This window comes from Paraburkholderia madseniana, from assembly GCF_009690905.1.
In the GTDB taxonomy this organism is placed as follows: Bacteria; Pseudomonadota; Gammaproteobacteria; order Burkholderiales; family Burkholderiaceae; genus Paraburkholderia; species Paraburkholderia madseniana.
The window spans coordinates 21,239-35,063 of the sequence record NZ_VOSW01000017.1 but is presented as its reverse complement, the minus strand read 5'-3'; the positions used below and the strand labels follow the sequence as shown (position 1 = coordinate 35,063).

The window sequence follows — 13,825 nt, the reverse complement described above, 5'->3', positions numbered from 1 at the left end:
CGCGGCCATGCCATCAATGGAGTAGATTGATGTCTTGGTCACGCCCCCCGGCGTCTGACTTGGGAGAGAACCATGAAAAGTCGTTACGCGGTTTCGCTGGCAGTCGCTGCAAGTCTTGCTGTGTCATTCGCTTTCGCCCCGGAAGTCGTGGCACAGACAGGCACCCCCGGGACGAAGCAGATGCAGGACACGCAACGGAAAGCCGAACAAAAGGCTCATAGCGCAGGCAAGAAATCTCACCACAAGACCACTCCCCAGAAAGTCGCGCCTCAAAAGGCCGGAAGCACCGAGGCGGCATCCGCCCCTTAGTTTCCGGTTGTCAGCCGTTGCGGGGGGCTCAGCGGGCTATTAGATCGCGCCGAAAAACTTTCGGTGCGAGCCTGAACATCACCTAGCGCAGCCGCACGATCGTCGACTTCAACTCCGTATATTTCTCGAGCGCGTGCAGAGACTTGTCGCGGCCGTTACCCGACTGCTTGTAACCGCCGAACGGAAAATTCATGTCGTCGGCCCCTTCGTTGTAGCCGTTAATCCAGACTGTTCCTGCGCGCAGGCGCCTCGCCACCTCGTGCGCAGTCGCCAGATCGCCCGACCATACGGCAGCCGCGAGGCCGTATTCAGTGTCGTTTGCGATGTGCACCGCTTCGTCGACGTGATCGAACTCGATCACGGACAGAACCGGCCCGAAGATTTCTTCCCGGGCAATCTTCGCATCCGGCTTGACCTCGAACACGGTCGGTTCGACATAGAAGCCGCCGGTTTCCTCCCTGACTCGCGCGCCGCCCGTCACAAGCCGGCCTTCCCGGCGACCTGCGTCGATATAGGCCGCCACGCGCTCGAACTGGATACGGTCGACGATAGGTCCCATCGTCACCGACGGATCAAGCGGATGACCCGGCTCATAGGCATGTGCCGCAGCGGCCACCTTCGCGACGAACGCGTCCTTGATATCCCGGTGCACGAGGAGCCTCGAACCCGCCGTGCACACCTCGCCCATGTTGAAGAAAATCGCGTCGGCCGCCGCCTTCGCTGCGCGATCGAGATCGGGGTAATCAGGCAGCACGATGTTCGCTGACTTACCCCCGAGTTCGAGCCACACGCGCTTCAGATTGGATTGCGCCGCGCATTCCATGATCTGCCTTCCGGTCCTCGTCGAGCCGGTGAACGCGATGCAGTCGACGCCGTGGTGCAGCGCGAGCAACCTGCCTGGTTCGGCGCCACCCGGCACGACGTTGAATACACCGGGCGGCAGGCCTGCCTCGTGCGCCAGGCGGGCGACGCGAATCGCGGTGAGAGGCGATTTCTCCGATGGTTTGAGAACCACACTGTTACCGACAGCAAGCGCCGGGGCGAACTTCCACGCCGCCATCAGCAGTGGAAAGTTCCATGGCACCACCGCAGCGACGACACCAACGGGCTCGCGTGTCACGAGGCCGACGAGATGATGGTCGGCCGGCACGATCTCGCCGCCCATCTTGTCGATCGCCTCGGCATACCATTCGACACAGTGCGCTGCAGCCGGTATGTCGATGGCCGTGGTGTCGCCGATCGGCTTGCCCGCATCGAGCGTTTCGAGCAAAGCCAGCTCCTCGAGGTGCTCACGCATCAAGGCAGCCCAGCGCAGCAGCACGGCCTTACGATCGCGTGGATTCATGCCCGCCCATACCTGCGTGTCGAATGCCCGCCGGGCCGCCGTCACGGCCGCGTCGACATCCGCTTCACCGCAGTCAGCGACCTGGACCAGCACGCGGCCATCGATCGGGCTCACACAGGCGAATGTCTTTTCGCTGTGAGCGTGGCGCAGCGCACCATCGATAAATGCACGCCCTTCGATTTCCATGCCGGCGGCTTTATTCTGCCAGTCTGAGAAAGTTTTCTTATTCATCAGGATGCCTATATTCACCATTGTTTGACAGGCACACCACGTGCCTCGTTACCTGTCCTCGTCTCAACCCGCGAAACGCGTCGCCGAACCGACTGGATCGATCGGTGTGCAAATTCCCGCGCGCGCTTCGATCACTTCACCCGCGGCGAGACACAGCGCCTCCTGAAAGCGGCCGGCGACAAGCTGAACGCCCATCGGCACACCGTCGCGCACGCCGGTCGGCACGGACAGCCCCGGCAATCCGAGCAGCGCGGTCGCGATCAGCGGACTCTGCATGTCGAGGATGTGCCGCATCGCGTCGTCGCCGCGCTGGTCCTCGTCGATCGCGAAAGGCTGCGCGCATGAGACCGGCATCAGCAGCAGCGGATAGCGCTCGAAGAAATGCTGCCAGTCGCGTAACAGCCCGGTGCGTCGCGCCAGACCGTTCATGTAGCCAGCCAGGTCGAGCGGCGCGGCAAGCCGGCGCTGGCTGCCGAATGCCGTACGAATCGCGTCGTCGCCATGCTGCATGATGACGTCGCCGAGACCACCCCTCGCTTCATTAGTGACGAGGTCCAGCCATAGCGCGCTCGCTTCGGTCATCTGCGGTGGGACGGCTTCTTCGACGATGCAGCCCGCCTCCTCGAGCCAGCCTGCCGCCTGCCGGATCGCGTCGACGACCGCAGCGTCGGAACGGAGGCCCGGCAGTTCCGTACAGACGGCGACACGCGCAGGAAGCGGCGCGCGCTGGCCAGGCGGCTCTACCGGCATCCACCATGCGTCGCGCGGATCACCGCCTGCCATCGCCTCCAGCGCAATGCGCAGGTCGCCGACCGTTCTCGCCAGCGGTCCCTGCACCAACGCGAGCTGGACAGCAAGCGTCCGGTCTTTTACCTGCGTCGGGTTGTACGCGGGTACGCGGCCGGTGCTCGGCCGCAGTCCCGCGACACCGCATGCGTAGGCCGGGTAGCGGATCGAGCCGCCGAGGTCATTGCCGTGCGCGATCGCGCCGATACCAGCGGCAACCGCAGCCGCTGCCCCGCCGCTGGAGCCCCCCGGCGTTAGCCGCGGATTCCATGGATTCAGCGTGCGGCCATGCAGGTCGTTGTCGGTGAACCAGCGATATGAGAACGCCGGTGCGTTACTGCGGCCGATCACGATCGCGCCAGCCTTGCGCAGGTTCGCGACCACAGGGCTGTCCTCCCCCGCGACGAGATCCTTGAACGCGCTCACGCCGTTAGTCGTCGCGCGGCCAGCCATATCGACATTGATCTTGACCGTCACCGGCACGCCGTGGAGCGGTCCGACCGGCTCGCGCCGCGCGATCGCCGCATCGGCCTGCGACGCGGCCAGCAGTGCGCTGTCGGCCAGCACGTCGACAATCGCGTTGATGCGCGGATTCACATCCTCGAGCCGCCGTAGACAACTCTGCGTGAGTTCCGCCGACGACACGTCGCGACGCGCGACGCGTTCGACCATTTCCGTAGCGCTCAGACGCCACAAATCCTGAGTCATGTCATGCTCCTGGTTGATTCCGATGATTGACGTTGCAAGTCGAACTGTCGCGCTATGCGTGGGACGGCTCGACTTGCGGGGCGTGCGACGCATAGATCTTCCTGCACGCCTCCACGACCTCCCAGGTGCCGCGAAAGCCCGAGGGAATTACGAAGCGATCCCCGGCGCGCAGCACCTTTTCGCTCCCCTGCATGTCACGCACGATCACCACGCCACTCAACATCTCACAGTACTCGGATTCGTCGTACTCGATCGTCCAATGGCCGGGCGTGCTCTCCCAGATGCCGGAACTGAACTGTCCGCAAGCACTGATGTAGTGATGCGTGAGCGTCTGCATCGGATTGCCGGCCAGCAGCAGCCCGCGCGGCACGCGGGACTGGGTCAGATCCGCGGGGTCCCGCATCAGGTCCACGATATGGGTGATGTCTGTCATAAGCGCCTCGAAGGTGTGCAATGTTCGATTCAGGTCGGTTGCCGCGCGGCCGGACGAACCGGCTGGCACCGGCTCAAAACGCGTCCATCATCCGGTGCCAGGTCATCGCGAGCATCAGCATCGGCGAGCGCAGCAGGCGTCCGCCCGGGAAGTCGCGGTGTCGGATCTTGCCGAACAGGTCGAAGCGGGCCGCCTGCGCATCGATCGCTTCCGCAATGAGCCGGCCCGCGAGTCCCGTGACGTTCACGCCGTGCCCGGAAAACCCTTGTGCGAAATACACGGTCGGCTCGAGGCGGCCGAAATGCGGCGCGCGATTCATCGTCGCGTCGACGAAGCCGCCCCACGCGTAGTCGATCTTCGCGTCAGCGAGCTGCGGAAACGTCTTGAGCATGTCCCGCCGCATGGCGGCGGCGAGCTCGCGCGGCGTGCGGGTCGAGCTGCTCGCCTTGCCGCCCCACAGCATCCGGCGATCCTTCGTCAAGCGGAAATAGTCGAGCGCCGCATTGCAGTCGCTGATCGCCACATCCGTTGGCATCGGATCGCTCGCCCTTGCGTCGCCGAGCGGTTCGGTCGCAATGAGGTACGTCGCCACCGGCATGATCTTGCGCGCAAGCGCCGGCGCGAGCCGGCCGAGGTAGGCGTTACCCGCGAGCACGACGTAGCGCGCGTCCACCTGCCCGCGCGCGCTCGTCACGCGATGACCTTGCGCGGTCTTCCCGATTGCCTGCGCGCTCGTGTCCTCGTGGATCGACACCCCCGCGTCACGTGCCGCGCGCGCCAGGCCGAGCGTGTAGTTGAGCGGATGCAGATGACCGCTGCCGTCGTGGTGGAGCCCACCCAGGTAGCGATCCGAAGCGACGACCTGACGCATCTCGTCACGCTCGACATACCGGTACCCGCGATAGCCGAAGCGCAACTCGGCGGCTTCTGCCCAGGCACGCAGCGCGTCGACATGGCGCGGCTTGTTTGCCGCGGTCAGGTAGCCGAACGTCAGGTCGCAATCGATCTGATGCTTCGCGACCCGCTCCTTGACGAGCTCCACCGACTCGAGCCCCATCGCCCAGACGCGCCGCACGTCTTCTTCCGGCATGAAGGACGAGAACGTATCGATGTCACACGAATAACCCGCGATCAGCTGGCCGCCGTTGCGGCCGCTCGCGCCCCAGCCGATCTTCGACGCCTCGAGCAGCACGATCGAGTAGCCGCGTTCGGCGAGATTGAGCGCAGTGGAAAGGCCTGTGAGCCCACCGCCGATCACGCAGACGTCGGCGGATACCGATGCATCGAGCGTTGGATGAGACGTCCGGTCGTTCGCGGTAGCCGCGTAATAGGACGGGACGTGCGTCTGATTTTCAAACTTGAGCATGACAAAACCTCGCGATCCGCAGCGGCCCTGTTTCCTCAGGCCGGCGCCGGCATCGCATCAGAAAGAATAGAGGAATTGCGCGGCAAGCAGGTCGTTCGACCTGGCATACGTACCGTCATTGCGCAGGAACACCTGACGGTTCGCCCAATCGTGCCGGTATTCGACCTTCACAGTGATCTGCTGGGTCGGATAGAACAGCAGGTCGAGCGCGGCGTCCTGGCGCGTCGCGCCCTTGCATTCGAAGCCGTGATTGCTCGATGCCCCGAGGCAATTCACGTCGATGCCGAAGCCGTTATACGGATCCATCCCGTTGCCGTTGAGGGCGATCCCACCACCCCCGCCACCGTTCTTGCTGTCAACCAGCAGGTCGTAGCGCGCCGTCACGCCCATTCGCCCGATCACCGGCAGCCTGAACTTCCGATGCGCGAGCAGCGACAATCCGTACCACTGCGCCTGGCCGCCGTTCCACGCGGCATTCTGCTGCTGGCCGTAGTCGATTTCGGCGTTGTACTGGACGTCGGCCAGCGCGTACGTCATATCGGCTTCGGTGAAGAAGAACGTGCCGTAGCCGTTCGGCGCCTGGCCGCCCCAGCCGTAGCTGACCGAGCCTGTCGATGGGTCGATCGCGCTCGGCAGCGTCTGCCGGCCGATGCTGAACGAGCCGCCGACGTCGAGCTGGCTGCCGCGCAGATAGTCCACCCGCGCGCTGAACGTCGGCATGCGATTGCTCGTCGTGATCGGATCGCCGAACGCGTTCGTGCCGGTCTGCGTCACCGAGCCGGCGGTGCGGAACTGCTCGTTGCCGAGCACGAACTTCCATGCCCATTGGTCACCGGTGTAGTTGACGCCGGCGCCGATCGAGCTGCCCGGATCCGAGAAGTCATACAGCAGGTTGTGCGTGAGCGTCAGCATCTGGTTCGACTGCTGCATCTCGTAGCCGCTCAGCCCCGGCATCAGTCCGGCGACGACCGACGTGGTCGGCGTCAGCGGCACCGTCGCGATCGCGGTATTCAAAATGTTGAACCCGCTTTCGCTGTGTTCGTTCATCAGGTACATCCCGGCGCCCCGGTTTGGCATCAGGGTCACCTCTACGGAGGGCGCCATCGGACCGACGCCGAACATCTTCTTGATATCGAGGTACAGATCGCCGAACGTGCTGTTGTAGTACTGGTATGCGTTCTCGTGGTTCGCAAACTGGAATGACGACGTGCCTGCCGCTCGGTTATACAGATAGGTAGGATCGATGTAGCCGGTCACCGACAGCCCCGCGATCGGGCCGGTCCGAGCGGCGTCGGTCAGCGCGTCGACTTTCAGCTGCTGGTTCGCGGTCTGCTGCTTCAACTCGGCAACCTCGTCGTTGGTCAGCACCGCCGGCGCCTGGCCGTAGTCCGCCGACGACGGATCGGCAGCGGCCGTGCGCGCCGGCGCCGGCGTGGACACGGGCTTCGCGGCAAGCTGCGACTGCAGCCCTTTGACCTCCTGCTGCAGCGCAGCGAGTTGCCGCTGCAGCGCCTTGATCTGATCGCCGGTCGGACTCGCTGCGGCCAGCCCCGGCAGCACCCCAGCCACCAGCACGCTGATTAACCTCTTCTTCATGAAACGTCCCTCTGTTGTTATTTGCTTCGGATTCCTCAACCACCCGACTTCAACCGCAGCCACAAACGGTTCTGCAGCCGTGTGATCTCCGCGCTTATCGGCATCGCGAGCGCCATTCTGGCGAGCACGCTGTCAGGCAGGTAGACGTCCGGATCCTGGGAGATCTCCGGTTTCACGAACGGGCGTGCGGCCTTGTTCGCGGTCGGATAGGCAATCTCGTTCGTGATTGCCGCGTTGGTCTTCGGGTCCTCAATGTAGTTGATCCACTTCAACGCCGCCTCGGGATTCGGCGCATCCTTCGGGATCCCCATCACGTCGAACCACAGCAGGCCGCCTTCCTTCGGATTCACGTAGCGGATCTGGTATCCGTGTTTCGCCTCCACCGAGCGCCGACCCGCGAGGCTGACATCGCCAGACCAGCCGAGCACCACGCACACGTCGCCGTTCGCGAGATCGTCCGCATAGCCCACCGAATTGAACTGCGTGATGTACGGACGAATCGTCTTCAGCACCTCGTAGGCCGCCTGATAGTCCGCCGGGTTCTTGCTCTCCGGATCCTTGCCCATGTATTGCAGCACCGCTGAGAATGCCGCGTCAGGCGCGTCGAGCAGCGACACGCCGCAGCCCTTCAGTTTCGACACGTTCGCCGGATCGAACAGCAGCGCCCAGCTATCGGTCGGCGCGTTGTCGCCAAGCCGCTTCCTGACCGCCTCGACGTTGTAGCCGACCCCCGTCGTGCCCCACGCCCACGGCACACCGTACTGGTTGCCCGGATCGGCCTTCGCGACCATCTTCATCAGCGCCGGGTCGAGGTTCGCAAGGTTCGGGATCTTCGACTTGTCGAGCTTCTGGTAGACGCCCGCCTGGATTTGCCGCGCGAGGTAGTTCGACGTCGGCACGACGATGTCGTAGCCGGAACTGCCGGTGAGCAGCTTGGTCTGCAGTGTGTCGTCGCTGTCATAGCTGTCGTAGCGCACCTTGATGCCGGTCTGCTTCTCGAAGTTCGGCACCGTGTCCTTCGCGATGTACTCGGACCAGTTGTAAACGTTCAGATTGGTGTCGCCGGCCAGCACGGACTGGCTAGCCGCGAACGCGAGGCTGGCTGATGCGGCGAAGACGATCCTGATGACCGGGCAGCGACGAAAACGGGCACGCATAGGAAATCTCCTGATAGTGTGAATTGGCCGCTCCGACCCATGCGGATGCCGCCGGTAAGCAAACTCGTCAATGCGTCGCGAGGCGATCGTCGACGTGCGGACTGAACGCCGTGTCTCCTTCGGTTCAGCTTGTAGAGCACTGTAAAGATCGTGGTACGGGTCGTCTGTCCCGGGAACAAAGGACAAGCTTCATCGCCGATAACGGTGGTTTGGGTGCATTCCCGTGTAGGCATGGGGAATTTGTCGTGGTACCAGTAGCGCCACCCAGAATTAACCGAGAACAGAAGTGATGAACGCCGCGCCCCCTTCCCCGGATCTCCAGCTCAGTCAGGTCGCGTTCGTGACCGAGACGTTGGGCGACATCGCGCAGGCCGTCGGCGCTCCGCAGTTCATGCAGGTCGTGTATGAAAGTCTCGTGCGCTTCGTCGACTTCGACGCGGTGCATCTGGATTACGAACGCGTGTCTCCGTCCGGCCAGCGCAGCATCGGATGGATCGGGAGCTTCGGCCGCGATCGTGAGCTTGTCGAACAGGTGATGCGGGACTATTACCGGAGCTACGCGAGCGAGGACGCGACCTATGAGGGAATCGCAGACAGGCGCGATGTGCAGTTGATCCAGATCTCCGCGCAGAAAGTCGCGAGCGAGCTCCGGCATCTGTTCTTCGACATCGGCAACATCCACGATGAATGCGTGGTCTTCGGCGTGACGAACGGCACGCGATACTCGATATCGATGGCGCGCTCACGGCGCCTGCCGTCGTTTTCGCTGAAGGAGTTGAGCCTGCTGAAACAGTTCGCGCACGTCGTGCTGCCGCTGGCGGCGGTGCACAAGCGGCTGATCGGCGCGATCTCGCCGGACGACGGCCGCCCGGATACGTCGGACAACAATCTGCTCGCGCAGTGGCTTCCGCAATTGCACGGCAAGCTGACGTCGCGCGAAACGCATGTGTGCTCGTCGTTCATCCAGGGAATGACAACACCGGCGATCGCGCAATCGATGGGACTGAAGCCTTCGACCGTCGAGACCTATGCGAAGCGGGCGTTTGCGAAGCTAGGTGTCGATTCGCGGCGGCAGTTGATGGCGCTCGTGCTAAAGAGCGCACCGCTGCGGTATGGCAGCGATGGGGTGTAGTGGAAAGCGTGCAACCCGGGCTGATCCGGAAGCATTCGGCTCGCGATAAGCGCTACCGCGCCCCGCCCGGATCGCAGCGGGCACCTAAGCGAACTCATGGCTCACTCAAGCCTGTCTAACCTTCTGCGTCAGAAAGTCGACCAGATCCTGCTGCACCGTGTCGAGCACGTCGCCTGCGCCGACCAGCGCCAGTTCTGTTGGTGGCAGTGGCGGCATATCAGTGCATATTCGATGCTCGGGCAAAACCGCCGACCTGGGTAACACCGTGATGGCCAACCCTGCGGCAACGGCAGCCTGAATCCCCGTGAGACTTTGACTGCCGAACGCTACTCGCCACGCACGCTTTGCCTTGTCGAGGCTGCGAATCGCGCGCTTCCGGTAGATGCATCCGTCGGGGAAAAGCGCAAGCGCAATGGGCTCATCCGAATCCGGTTTCGGCGACACGGTGTCCCGGCCGCGTACCCAGACAAGTGCCTCTGGCCACGATGCGAAGCAGTCGCCACTACCAGGTTCGCGTTTGACGAGAGCAATATCAATTTCGCTGGCGGAAAGCTTTTGCTGCAAAACCGCGCTCATGCCCGCAAACGTTTCAAGTCGCGCATCCGGACGGATTTTCAGAAAACCGGAAAGCATCGCTGACATACGTCGCGCGTCGAAGTCTTCCGGAACGCCTATCCGCACCGGCGAAAGCTGCACATCTCGCCGGAGCGCCTCCTGCGCCTCCTGAGACAGAGCCAGTAACCTGCGCGCGTACTGCGTGAGCAATACGCCATGCTCGGTGGCAGTCACATGGCTACCGGTGCGGTCTCGAAGAAGCAACGGTCGCCCAACGGATTCTTCGAGTTTGCGCACCTGTTGGCTTACTGTCGATTGCGTGCGATGTACGCGTTCACCGGCACGAGTGAAACTGCCCTCATCAACGACGCAAATCAGCGTCTTCAGCAGCTCGAGGTCAAACATGATTCGTCATTTACCTTTTAACTAAGGATCAGCAGTTTATTTAATTTTCCAATATAGAGCATTCAGCCTATCCTGCAAGACCTTCTCTACTAGACGGAGTCAATGATGTCACTGAAGGGTACGCGGCGGCCGACATGGCTGACTTTTGACTGCTACGGCACGCTCATCCAATGGGACGAAGGTTTGCTTGCTGCAGTGCGAGAGATACTGGGTAGTCGCGGGGCGACTGAAGTCGAGGCGTCCAGGTTTATCGAGGTGTACGACCGGCATGAACATGCGCTCGAACAAACGCCGCCGCATCGCTCCTTTCGGGACGTCTCGGGCCAGGGGTTACGTCTTGCGCTGGAGGAGTTCGGGCTCGACGGCAGCGAAAAGGACGCCACGGTGCTCACATCGCGAATTTCGGCGATGCCGCCGTTTCCCGAAGTCGTCAGCGCGCTCGGGGAGCTGAAGGCGATGGGGTTCCGTCTTTGCATCGTGTCGAACACCGACGACGACATCATTGCAGGCAACGTCGCACAACTAGGTGGTCATATCGACCGCGTGGTGACCGCACAGCAGGCAGGCGCATACAAGCCCGCACCACGTTTGTTCGAGTACGCTCACGAATTGCTCGATGTATCGAAGGACGATGTCGTCCATATCTGTGCCAGCCCGCATCTTGATCACTCCGCGGCACGAGACATCGGATTCCGGTGTGTCTGGATAGATCGCGGCACGGGTCGGAAGCTACTGCCGGATTACACACCTGAGGCTACACTCAAGACGCTGGACGAAGTGCCACAGCTTTTCGCGACACTTGGCTGGTAGTCGTTTCGCTGAATACAAAACGAGCGGCTTCTCGCCGCTCGTTCGCTGTTTTTGAGGTTTTTGCGGAGCGTTTTTGCCGAGCTTCAGCGGATCGGATTGAGGGCGTCGCCCGACACCTTGTAGACCGTTACCGGCGCGTCGATCCACTCACCGGTCTTGTCGAAAGCCACTCTTCCGACCAGGGTCGAGAATTGCGTCTGTTTAAGCAGCGGCACGAACTTCTCAGGGTCGGTTGAATTCGCGGCTTTAATGGCTTGTGCCACAACCATGGTTGCCGAGTAGAAAGCCGGCGAGTAGATATCGTTCTTCGCGCCGAACTTCTGTTCATATCGGGTCGCAAAATCGGCACCGCCCTGCAATGTGGCCAGCGGCGCGCCGCCTTGAGCGCAGTATCCCCGGCCATCCAGCGATCCTGCAGCGAGCTTCGGCATGTCGACGGAGCAGATGCCGTCGCCGCCGAGAATCGGAATCTCGAGCCCTAACTGTTTGGTCTGTCGTCCGATCGAAGCAGCCTGCGCGTAGTAGCCGCCGTAGAAGATGACGTCCGGACGTTCGGCTTTGATGTGAGTCAGGATCGCGTTGAAATCGGTGGCCTTGTCGTTCGAATACTCCCGCCCGACAATCTCGAGACCATTCTTCTTCGCCGTGGCGACGAATACATCGGCGACTCCCGAACCGTATGCGGTGCGATCATCGATCACTGCCGCGCGCTTCGCGTGAAGCACGTTCGCGGCGTATTCGGCCATGCGCGCGCCCATCACATTGTCGCTGGCGGCGAGACGAAACACATACGGAAAGTTCTGCTGGGTAACAGCCGGGTTCGATGCCGCGCCGGTGATCATCGGGATGCGCGCATCGTTATAGATACGCGATGCGGGAATCGTCACCCCGGAGTTGTAGTGGCCGATGACCGCTTTCACTCCCGAATCAACCAGCTTCTGGGCGACGGATACGCCGGTCTTGGGATCCGCTGCATCGTCCTCCGACACCACGGCGAACGTGACAGCCTGCCCGTTGATGATCATCGGCTTGCGGTTCAGGTCTTCGACCGCGAGCCGGACACCTCGCTCATCGTCCTTGCCGAAATTCGACTGCCCTCCCGTCAACGGACCTGCAACGCCCACCTTGACGACTTCCGCTTGCGCAGTCATGCAGATGGTGGATAGCAATGCAGCGAACAAGGCCGAAGTCTTAATACCGTCCATGAATCTTTCTCCTCGCAGTGATCGATTGGTAACCGGCTCTCGCATCATGTGATCCGATATCCGCATTCACTTCTATGGAGCGCCTGCGCCCCAGAAGTCTGCGTATTCTTTTGGTTCAAATTGCCACGCGACATGCACACTCGCCGACGCGCCCCCCTACCTGTGCAGTTAGTAAGACCTGCACAGTTGCTGGGGTGTTTTGCTGGAGCAGAATTGCGCCGACGGGATGGAGACGGACAAGGCTGGTTTCGCGAACGGCATTGGCTGGCCGCCAATACCGTTCCGGAAAGGACGCTACTGTGAAGCGAAAACGTTAACGCGCAACGGTTTCCGCCAGGAAAGAAAATAGCCGGTCGAAGTTGCTATGCGCCACGTTGAATCGCAACCAGCCCGTCTTTACGCGTCCGCCGTAAAACAGATGTCCTGGCGCCAGCAGGATACGTTTGTCGAGAGCGCGCTCGGCCAGTTCCGCCGAATCCAGCTCGACGCCAGCCGGCCTCGCCCATACGAACATGCCGGCACGAGGCTCGCAAAAGATCTCAAACCCGATTGCTTCGAGCCGGCGACAGACCCGTTCCTGAGCGGTTGCGAGACGCTCTCGCAACTGTTCCGTCTGTTTGCGAAAATGCCCTTCTGCCAGTATCGCGCTCACTAGCCGTTCCGTGACGGTTGGCGTCGACATGCCCGACACCAGCTTCTGATAGAGCAGACCTTCGAGGATTCCAGCCTCTGCGACCACGAAACCGACGCGCAGACCCGCGCCGATTGTTTTGGAGAAGCTGCCGATATAAATGACGTGTTTCAGTTGATCCATCGAAGCCAGCGTCACGTGCGAACCTTGCACCAGGCCGGCGGAGACATCGTCCTCCACGATCAGGCAGTTGTGGCGTTCCGCAGCTTTTAGCAATTTGAAGGCCGCCGCGGAGCTGTAACTCGCTCCAGTGGGATTGTGAAGCCGGCTATTCGTGAAGTAGACCTTTGGACGGCGCGTTTCGAGCACCGTCTCCATGACGGAAATGTCGGGTCCGGTAGGCGTCATCGGTATCCCGATGCTTTCGACCTCGCGCAAGCGCAAGGCAACGAGCAGGTCGCTATAGCACGGCTCATCGACCATGACCGCGTCGCCCGGTTGGGTGAATTGGCGTATGACAAGGTCTAGCGACTGATTTGCGCCCAGCGTCGTCATGACCCCGCCGGCATCCACCTCGATTTCATAGTCCGACAGCTGTCGGGCTATCTGTTCCCGCAATGGCTCGTACCCCCGCGCGTGCCCATAACCCAGCAGGCTCTCCGGCTGCAACGCGAGTTGTCTGAGCGCCCGCGCGAGACCATCGCTGTCAAACCATGGCTCCGGAAGCCAACCGGCTCCTGCGTAAATCGCCCCTTCATCCGCGCCGAGAAAGTTTCGCAATAGCCAGCCATTGGTCACGCTCTCATCGAGCCTTTCGGCGACTTTCCGCGGCGCGTTGTGGCTCCGCTCAGAGACGTAAAAGCCCGATCCGCGCCGCGCTTCCAGTACGCCCTGCGCGACCAGCCGATCGTAGGCCTCGACGACCGTGAAGGTCGACACACCGTGCGCCCCGGCGAATGCACGGATGCTCGGCACGCGCACACCTGGTCTCCAGCGCTTTTCAGCAACTTCATTCATCACCCCGGCCACGATCTGCACGGTAAGCGGCGTATCCGATCGGGAATCCAGCGTCAAAACGGGTTTCATCGTGGCCACACAGGGGAAGAACTCGGACGGACGACTAAAAATGTGTAGAGGTGCCGGGCCCTCTACAGCT

At 62.1% G+C, this 13,825-nt stretch carries 11 protein-coding genes; 2 read left to right on the top strand and 9 right to left on the bottom strand.

Annotation, left to right across the window (positions count from 1 at the left end; genetic code table 11):
- Positions 1-391 precede the first annotated feature (391 nt).
- The 6 genes from FSO04_RS11135 to FSO04_RS11110 all read right to left on the bottom strand — a co-directional run bounded on the left by FSO04_RS11135 (position 392) and on the right by FSO04_RS11110 (position 7,931).
- Complete coding sequence (locus FSO04_RS11135) at positions 392-1,885, bottom strand: aldehyde dehydrogenase family protein (protein WP_154559739.1); 1,494 nt, start codon at positions 1,883-1,885, stop codon at positions 392-394.
- 63 nt (positions 1,886-1,948) lie between these two features.
- Positions 1,949-3,379: an amidase family protein gene (locus FSO04_RS11130; protein WP_154559738.1), complete on the bottom strand. Its 1,431-nt coding sequence runs from the start codon at positions 3,377-3,379 to the stop codon at positions 1,949-1,951.
- A 52-nt stretch (positions 3,380-3,431) separates the two neighbouring features.
- The gene (locus FSO04_RS11125; protein WP_154559737.1) at positions 3,432-3,812 is read right to left on the bottom strand and encodes a cupin domain-containing protein; all 381 of its coding nucleotides are present in this window, start codon (positions 3,810-3,812) and stop codon (positions 3,432-3,434) included.
- Positions 3,813-3,885: 73 nt separating this feature from the next.
- Entirely contained in the window at positions 3,886-5,178 is a 1,293-nt protein-coding gene (locus tag FSO04_RS11120) for an NAD(P)/FAD-dependent oxidoreductase (RefSeq protein WP_154559736.1), read from the bottom strand.
- Between the two features lie 57 nt (positions 5,179-5,235).
- A complete protein-coding gene (locus FSO04_RS11115) occupies positions 5,236-6,774 on the bottom strand; it encodes a DUF3138 family protein (protein ID WP_154559735.1) in 1,539 nt (512 codons plus the stop codon).
- 35 nt (positions 6,775-6,809) lie between these two features.
- The gene (locus FSO04_RS11110) at positions 6,810-7,931 is read right to left on the bottom strand and encodes a polyamine ABC transporter substrate-binding protein (protein WP_154559734.1); all 1,122 of its coding nucleotides are present in this window, start codon (positions 7,929-7,931) and stop codon (positions 6,810-6,812) included.
- Positions 7,932-8,220: 289 nt separating this feature from the next.
- Between FSO04_RS11110 and FSO04_RS11105 the strand changes: the two genes are divergently transcribed.
- Positions 8,221-9,063: a helix-turn-helix transcriptional regulator gene (locus FSO04_RS11105; RefSeq protein ID WP_154559733.1), complete on the top strand. Its 843-nt coding sequence runs from the start codon at positions 8,221-8,223 to the stop codon at positions 9,061-9,063.
- Between the two features lie 105 nt (positions 9,064-9,168).
- Here FSO04_RS11105 and FSO04_RS11100 read toward each other — a convergent pair whose 3' ends face one another.
- Complete coding sequence (locus FSO04_RS11100) at positions 9,169-10,023, bottom strand: LysR substrate-binding domain-containing protein (protein ID WP_154559732.1); 855 nt, start codon at positions 10,021-10,023, stop codon at positions 9,169-9,171.
- A gap of 105 nt (positions 10,024-10,128) precedes the next feature.
- On the opposite strand from FSO04_RS11100, the gene FSO04_RS11095 reads away from it, so the two are divergent.
- The gene (locus tag FSO04_RS11095; protein ID WP_154559731.1) at positions 10,129-10,833 is read left to right on the top strand and encodes a haloacid dehalogenase type II; all 705 of its coding nucleotides are present in this window, start codon (positions 10,129-10,131) and stop codon (positions 10,831-10,833) included.
- Positions 10,834-10,916: 83 nt separating this feature from the next.
- Here the strand turns inward: FSO04_RS11095 and FSO04_RS11090 are convergent, their stop codons facing one another.
- Both FSO04_RS11090 and FSO04_RS11085 read right to left on the bottom strand, forming a co-directional pair.
- Positions 10,917-12,038, bottom strand: a complete 1,122-nt coding sequence (locus tag FSO04_RS11090) for a branched-chain amino acid ABC transporter substrate-binding protein (protein WP_154559730.1) — start codon at positions 12,036-12,038, stop codon at positions 10,917-10,919.
- 313 nt (positions 12,039-12,351) lie between these two features.
- Positions 12,352-13,755 carry an aminotransferase-like domain-containing protein gene (locus tag FSO04_RS11085; protein ID WP_154559729.1) on the bottom strand — a complete coding sequence of 468 codons (1,404 nt, stop codon included), beginning with the start codon at positions 13,753-13,755 and terminating at the stop codon, positions 12,352-12,354.
- Positions 13,756-13,825 lie beyond the last annotated feature (70 nt).

What these genes read in the sequence shown, in the direction of transcription:
- FSO04_RS11130 (WP_154559738.1), bottom strand. Translation starts at nt 3,379, where the DNA reads ATGACTCAGGATTTGTGGCGTCTGAGCGCTACGGAAATGGTCGAACGC.
- FSO04_RS11105 (WP_154559733.1), top strand. Translation starts at nt 8,221, where the DNA reads ATGAACGCCGCGCCCCCTTCCCCGGATCTCCAGCTCAGTCAGGTCGCG.
- FSO04_RS11100 (WP_154559732.1), bottom strand. Translation starts at nt 10,023, where the DNA reads ATGTTTGACCTCGAGCTGCTGAAGACGCTGATTTGCGTCGTTGATGAG.
- FSO04_RS11090 (WP_154559730.1), bottom strand. Translation starts at nt 12,038, where the DNA reads ATGGACGGTATTAAGACTTCGGCCTTGTTCGCTGCATTGCTATCCACC.
- FSO04_RS11085 (WP_154559729.1), bottom strand. Translation starts at nt 13,755, where the DNA reads ATGAAACCCGTTTTGACGCTGGATTCCCGATCGGATACGCCGCTTACC.
- FSO04_RS11095 (WP_154559731.1), top strand. Translation starts at nt 10,129, where the DNA reads ATGTCACTGAAGGGTACGCGGCGGCCGACATGGCTGACTTTTGACTGC.
- FSO04_RS11135 (WP_154559739.1), bottom strand. Translation starts at nt 1,885, where the DNA reads ATGAATAAGAAAACTTTCTCAGACTGGCAGAATAAAGCCGCCGGCATG.
- FSO04_RS11115 (WP_154559735.1), bottom strand. Translation starts at nt 6,774, where the DNA reads ATGAAGAAGAGGTTAATCAGCGTGCTGGTGGCTGGGGTGCTGCCGGGG.
- FSO04_RS11110 (WP_154559734.1), bottom strand. Translation starts at nt 7,931, where the DNA reads ATGCGTGCCCGTTTTCGTCGCTGCCCGGTCATCAGGATCGTCTTCGCC.
- FSO04_RS11125 (WP_154559737.1), bottom strand. Translation starts at nt 3,812, where the DNA reads ATGACAGACATCACCCATATCGTGGACCTGATGCGGGACCCCGCGGAT.
- FSO04_RS11120 (WP_154559736.1), bottom strand. Translation starts at nt 5,178, where the DNA reads ATGCTCAAGTTTGAAAATCAGACGCACGTCCCGTCCTATTACGCGGCT.